This is a genomic window from Bacillus sp. SM2101, from assembly GCF_018588585.1.
Classification (GTDB): domain Bacteria; phylum Bacillota; class Bacilli; order Bacillales; family SM2101; genus Nanhaiella; species Nanhaiella sioensis.
Genome location: NZ_JAEUFG010000004.1, coordinates 247050 through 254031, shown reverse-complemented (window position 1 = coordinate 254031; position 6982 = coordinate 247050). Strand labels below are relative to the sequence as shown.

Below are 6982 nucleotides of genomic sequence, written 5' to 3'. Positions count from 1 at the left end.
TAGTTTCTAAGGAATACTTTGTCATTAAAAACTGCACCTCCGTTGTTAGTTTTGTCTAACAATTGGGGTGCAGTTCAATGACGAGAGTCCATTTAAATTCTGTTGAAAGGTAGTAATTGTGTGTTTTTTAGACTGCTTTGCTTGTTAATTTTCATACTATGATTAAAACATATACATAACTAGCGTTCGTGGCATCTTCTCTTTGTTACAATGATGACCAACGTATGAAACAACATGTTGCGGTTCAAATTTAGTAGCAATTGCAACAAAGTTTACGAAAGAGCCATTTATTTATAAAGATATGCTACTCCTTAGGGATAGGTTAGTCCGAATCCATAAGGGAATAGTGGATCGTAGGGAGTGTCCCCAACATTAATTGGAATTTGATCTTCAGTGCGTGGCCAACTTAGTGGCAGTGTACCAGTAAAGTTGTAATCTCCAAAGAGAACATCTGACACGCCTTGACCCTCTGTTCCAGGAAGCCATGCTGCAATAAATGCATCCCAATTTTCTAGCTGATCAGTGACGATCATCGGTCTTCCAGAAACTAAAATAACAACGGTAGGGACTCCAGATCTCTTGATTTTTTGAAGAGTTGCAATATCTGTTCTATCAAGTCCTAAATTTGTTGGTCGGTCTCCATTACCTTCTGCATATGGTGTTTCCCCAATCACAACTACAGCTACATCATAACTAGAGTCTAATCCGATAGCCCTCTCATTATACGTAACTTCAGTATTCTGAGAAACTGTGCTTTGAATACCTTCTAATATAGTTGTTCCAGGTGTAATATCTCCACTACTACCTTGCCAACTAATCGTCCAACCACCAGATTGATTCCCAATATTATCAGCATTTTTCCCTGCGACAAATATCTTATTTAAATCTTTTGATAATGGGAGAATACTATTATCATTTTTAAGGAGCACTTGAGATTGTCTTACAGCATCTCGAGCAATATTTCTATGCTCTTGCGATCCTATAGTTGATGTGAAGGTTCTATCAGTAAAAGGTTGTTCAAATAAGCCGAGTTCAAATTTTTTCGTTAAAATTCGTTCTACTGCGTCATCGATTCGTGAAATTGATACGCGACCTTCGTTTACCTCTGTACGTAATGTATTAATAAATGTTCTATAGTCATCAGGAACCATTACCATATCTATACCTGCATTTATAGAAGTTTGGACATCACTAGCATAATCGCCAGGCAATTGATCAATGGCAGCCCAGTCTGAAACAACAAATCCTGTAAATCCTAGTTCTCCTTTTAAGACATCTGTAATGAGATACTTATGTCCATGTAATTTTTCTCCATTCCAGCTACTATAAGAAATCATAACTGAACCGACACCTTTTTCAATAGCGTCTATAAATGGTGCTATATGAATGTCTCTCAATTCTTGTTCAGAAATGATAGTATCACCTTGATCGTCGCCTCCTAATGTACCTCCGTCACCTACCCAGTGCTTAGCATTTGCCAAAATAGAGGAAGGGTCATTTAAGCTTGTACCCTGTAATCCCTCAATTATCGTAGAGTATGAACTAGCAATCTCTGGATCTTCACCATAGCTTTCATAGGTTCTGCCCCACCGTTCATTTCTATTGACACATAAGCATGGAGCAAACGTCCAATCAATTCCAGTTCCAGCTACTTCTTTGGCCGTAGCTTCACCAATTTGCTTTAATAATGTAGGGTTACGCGTAGCTCCTAAGCCAATATTGTGCGGGAATATGGTTGCTCCATATACATTATTATGACCATGTACAGCATCGATTCCATAAATAATTGGAATTTGAAGGTTTGACGAGAGTGCAATTGATTGGTACTGATCATACATGTCAGCCCATGCTTCCGGTGTATTAGGAGTTGGGGCTGATCCACCACCGCTTAATAACGATCCAATATGATATGATGCGATATCGTTATCAGAATTTAAGTATCTTCTGTCTACTTGTGTCATTTGTCCGATTTTTTCATCTAATGTCATTCGAGAAATTAAATCAGTAACCCGATCGGGGATAGGTGCATTTGCATCTTGATATAATGGGACAACTTCTCCATTTGCGATATGATCAGCACTGAACAAGGATGTTCCTATTCCTATAATGATGATCGCACTTAGTATCATAATAAATAATTTTTTTTCTAAAGGCCTTTTAGTCAAATAAATTACCTCCATTACCTTATAAGTTATTTTGGCTACAACAAAGATCAAGAAACCTCATGAAGCTTTCCTAAGAAGCATAAAAATTTTAAAACATCTACCATAACCATATAGGAATAGGTGGATTTAAATGTGTTAGAATATGCAGGTTAATTACAGTAATAGATGGTTATGAAGGATATATTTTATCTAATAGATTGTAAGAATTGGAGCTACACCATAAAGTGTTGTAACGAAAAAAATGCGATAGGAGTAGATGTTCTAACAAAAATAAAGAAAGAATCGTTAAGTATAAATAAAGGAATAGGATTGGTTTTTTCGATCACCTCCAAAAAGCTTTGTTTATACATTCTTGCTTCTCTTACGAAACCCTTTGACTATAATTGGAGGAATTTGTCTTTATATAGGAGTTATTAGAGAATAGTAATTCATAGTTAGGAGTGAAACGAAAACCAGCTGAAAGAAACGTTGATTAATTTCTAATAAACTGGAATTTTTCTTCAGATTAGGCTCGGGCTATTTAATCTTTACAAGAATTGCAGTCTTCTTTATAAAAAGCAACGAGATTTAAATTTATTGTATCTTCCATGAAAATAGCTCAGTTCTGTAATAAATCAGAGCAATGTGCGTTTTTTGCTTTATGTGGGAGATTTGTTTGATAGGGAAATTAATAACAAAATATTATGTTATTGTTAAATAGATGAATTTTTATATATTTTTGGCAGGAGGAATGACAAAATGAATACAACACAACAAAACAGCACTGCTTGGGATAAGAAAGTACAAGAAGGTTCTAGGTACACTAAATCTGTTAGCAGTGAAACGATAGAAAGAAGTAGAAATGATGAATGGGAGATCACAGTGACAACTGAAAAACCTGTCCCGAGAAATTGGTTTCCTTATTCGTTAAAGGGCCTAAAGATACTTTGTCTTGCTTCTGGTGGGGGGCAACAGGCTCCTATTCTTGCTGCAGCAGGAGCAGATGTAACAGTAACCGATATATCTAAGAAACAGTTAGAACAGGATGAAAAAGTTGCTAAACGTGAAGGTTTAACGTTGAAAGCAATACAAGGAGATATGGTTGATCTTAGCGATTTTGAAGATGAATCTTTTGGTATGATTATCAACCCTGTTTCAAATTTATTCGTAAAAAATGTACATCCTGTATGGAGTGAAGCATCTCGAGTATTGAAGGATAGAGGAATCTTGATCACAGGATTCACAAATCCTCTATTATGGATTTTTGATGACACTCAAGAAAGAAAAGGAATCTTAGATGTGAAACATGCTATACCCTCATCTACTCTAAATCATTTACCTGAGGATGAGGTTCAAGATTATCTCAATTCTCATCAAACGATAGAATATGCGCATACTTTGGAAGACCAAATTCAAGGTCAAATAGATGCTGGATTTGTCATTGCAGGTTTTTATGAAGACGATTTCGGTGGAACAAGAATTTTAGATAAGTATATTAAAACTTTTATTGCTACGAGGGCGTTAAAGATAAAAGAGTAATGAATAGATAATAAGATCACCCTCTCTTCAAATCGTGTAGAAGTTATTAGATTTCGTGGCATCTTTTCTTCTGAATATCTTTATATCCTAGTTTAAGAAAAGAGCTTTTTCATTTTAGGGACATATATTGTGATTGTCTAGGTATTGAACATTTGAAATAATTGGTATTAAGGTAACGTGAACGATTGCTTACATAATAGAAATGGTGGTTGAAATGATAACATTTGAAACGAATGACATAAGTAAATGGCAGATTGAGCTTGAGATTATGAATTCAAATTCAAATTATAACCTTATGTCTAAAAATAAAAACACAATTTATTTTGAAGATATACAGTCAGAGTATGAAGAGTCTAAAAAGTTGAATACCACACGCCTTTTAATCAAAAAGAATAAAAGTTACATAGGCTTAGTAGATTACTGTCTTAATAACTCATCAGATAATACACCTTGGATAAGTTTGTTTGTCATTCACAAACAGTATCAAGGTGCAGGTAATTCGCTTGTAGCATATGAGCATATAGAAAACCTTATTAGACAGGAGCAAAAAGAAAAGTTACGTTTGGCAGTTCATAAAGAAAATAGTAGAGGGATAGATTTTTGGAGTAAATTAGGCTTCAAAAAATATAAAGAAGTAATTTTTGAGGATAAGCCTCATCTCTGTTTAGAGAAAAACTTCTAAAGTCTTTTTCCATAAACGTGGACAGTTGCTGAACATAGTAGCTGCCAAGCGGTTAATGTAAGAAGAGTACAGAATGAACTTAGAGTCTTTTACAATAATCATACAGCACAGGGATTTGGGGAGGTTTTTCTAATGGAAATAAGAGAATACGACACTAGTGATTTAGCACAACTCACAAGTTTAATGGCTGATTTAGGCTACCCTGCATCAATTGATGATATGAAAGTAAGAATGGAACGTATCGAATCCAATCCAAATTACTACACCTTTGTTGCAGAAAAGGAAAAATCTCTAGTTGGGATGATTGGAATAACGGTTCATACAACATACACAAGTAACGAAGCAAAGATCCAAATAACCTCGCTCGTTACGAAAAGACAATATCGTGGTCAAGGTATTGCAAAATCCTTGGTTAAATATGTAGAAGACTGGTCAATAAAAAGAGGCTCTAATTTTATATATCTTTTAAGTGGAAAAAGTGAAAAGAGGGTAAAAGCACACGAACTATATAAATTTCTTGGTTATGAAATAACGGGCTATAGGTTTGTAAAGCATTTGTAACGTTGACCTCTTGCTATCTATCTCATTTTTTTAAAAAGATAACAATGAGATTGTATTAAGGTATTCTGAGCAAATCAACAAATTGTTACAGCGTAGATTATAACAATTTCATATGAATGTAGGGAGATTAATTATGATTATTCGGAAACTAAATATAAATGAAGAACCTCCGATGGAATTGTTGTTATTGGCTGACCCTTCAAGAGATATTGTCAATGATTATGTAAATAGGGGAGAATGTTATGTAGCCGAAAGTGAACAGCAAGTTATTGGAGTGTATGTACTACTTCCAACAAGACCTGAGACAGTTGAGTTGGTGAATGTTGGAGTTGTAGAAAAGCTACATGGTACAGGTATAGGGAAGCAATTGGTGATGGATGCAATACAGATAGCAAAAGCAAAATGTTATAAAACAATTGAAATTGGAACTGGAAATTCAAGTATTGGTCAATTGGCTCTATATCAAAAATGTGGTTTTAGAATTATTGGTGTTGATTTGGACTTTTTTATTAAACATTATGAAGAAGGAATTTTTGAGAACGGTATACAGTGTAGAGATATGATTCGATTATCTCAAGATTTATAAGCTTAAAAAGAAAGGCCTTTGTTCTATAAACCGTGCGTTTATGAAATAGCACGTGACTTTGTTCATTGTAAAGGTTAAAGAACAATTTGTGTCGTAGTCAAATTCAGAATGTATGAATTTATCAAATTGCCCCTGATGATAATACTAGACAGAAATAGGAGAAAGAAATGAATGTTAAAGAAGATATTTAGTTCATATAATACGTTTCTGTTTTCATTATTAGTATCGAGGGTTGGAGATGCCTTATATACTTTTGCTATTCCTTGGATTTCATATGAGTTAACACAATCAGCTTTAATAATGGGTACAATTTATGCAATCAGTGTTCTGCCAATTGTATTGTTTGGACCTATTGTTGGTGTTTTAGTTGATAAATGGGATCGTAAAAATTTAATGTTATTGGCAGATGTTTTACGAGCAGTTTTAATTTCTCTTATCCCGTTATTCCATTTTATGAATATTTTACAAATATGGCACCTATATGTTATCTCTTTTGCATTAACTATTTTAAGCTTGTTATTTGATGTAACTATTATTACTGCTATACCGAATATTATAAAGCAATCAACAGGTAAAAAATTAACAACAGCGAACGCATCATTTCAACTAGTTAATCAATTAGCTGATATCATTGGTCCTATTCTAGCGGGTTTTTTAATTGCAATTATAGGTGGATTTAATATTCTTTGGATCGATGTAATTTCATTCTGTCTCACATTTCTAGCAATATTGAAACTACCCAACTTAGGGAAAAACAGTGGAGAAACTAACATTAGAAGTATATATAAGGACATGAAAGAAGGATTAATGTGGTTATTAAAAGATCGACTGAATTTAAGCTTTTCACTTCAGGCGATGGTCGGTAACCTAGGGTATAGTGCTGTTTATGCTGTTCTCATGTTTTATTTGCTTTTATCATTACAATTGGATGAGAACCAAATAAGTCTAAATTATGCATTGTTAGGTGCTGGTGGTCTGTTAGGAAGCTTTATAGTTGTACCTTTGGAACGTGTGTTACGTAGAGGGATCCTTATTCCTATGCTTTTATTAATTGGTACCATTGGTTTTGCTTATGCAATAGTTAGTGATTTTTGGCTTGCACCTGGAATATCTTTAGGTTTAGTTGCTACGTGTAATGTAGCTTGGAATACATTAGTTATGACCGTACGACAAGAGAGTGTCCCTAATTTAATGTTAGGGAGAGTACTAAGCTTCTCAAGAGTATTTACCCGCTTAGCTATGCCTTTAGGAGCACTATTAGGTGTATATGTGGCCGATCATTTTCATCCTGGAGGAGTTTTTATCGTTGCAGGAATTGCAAAAGGAATAGAGGTAGTCATTGCATTATTATCTCCAATTCGTAGGTTATAAACTAATAAACTGGTACATAAAAAGTGAGGTAGAACAAAGTTACTAGTATCTAAAAAAATAATAACCTTTCATTTAAAGATTTCATACTAATATTGGAAA

6 protein-coding genes are annotated in these 6982 nt (G+C 34.2%); 5 read left to right on the top strand and 1 reads right to left on the bottom strand.

From position 1 onward, the window contains the following. Positions 1 to 311: 311 nt before the first annotated feature. Positions 312 to 2165: a glycoside hydrolase family 3 protein gene (locus JM172_RS05930; protein ID WP_214481175.1), complete on the bottom strand. Its 1854-nt coding sequence runs from the start codon at positions 2163 to 2165 to the stop codon at positions 312 to 314. Positions 2166 to 2903: 738 nt separating this feature from the next. Between JM172_RS05930 and JM172_RS05925 the strand changes: the two genes are divergently transcribed. The 5 genes from JM172_RS05925 (at position 2904) to JM172_RS05905 (ending at position 6883) form a co-directional block, all read left to right on the top strand. Further along, positions 2904 to 3683: a class I SAM-dependent methyltransferase gene (locus tag JM172_RS05925; RefSeq protein WP_214481174.1), complete on the top strand. Its 780-nt coding sequence runs from the start codon at positions 2904 to 2906 to the stop codon at positions 3681 to 3683. A gap of 202 nt (positions 3684 to 3885) precedes the next feature. Beyond that, entirely contained in the window at positions 3886 to 4365 is a 480-nt protein-coding gene (locus tag JM172_RS05920; protein ID WP_214481173.1) for a GNAT family N-acetyltransferase, read from the top strand. Between the two features lie 132 nt (positions 4366 to 4497). Beyond that, the gene (locus tag JM172_RS05915; RefSeq protein ID WP_214481172.1) at positions 4498 to 4926 is read left to right on the top strand and encodes a GNAT family N-acetyltransferase; all 429 of its coding nucleotides are present in this window, start codon (positions 4498 to 4500) and stop codon (positions 4924 to 4926) included. A gap of 133 nt (positions 4927 to 5059) precedes the next feature. Further along, positions 5060 to 5512 (top strand): GNAT family N-acetyltransferase, encoded by a 453-nt coding sequence (locus JM172_RS05910; protein WP_214481171.1) that lies wholly within the window; start codon positions 5060 to 5062, stop codon positions 5510 to 5512. A 171-nt stretch (positions 5513 to 5683) separates the two neighbouring features. Continuing rightward, on the top strand, positions 5684 to 6883 hold the full coding sequence (locus JM172_RS05905) for an MFS transporter (protein ID WP_214481170.1): 1200 nt from the start codon (positions 5684 to 5686) through the stop codon (positions 6881 to 6883). Positions 6884 to 6982: the final 99 nt, after the last annotated feature.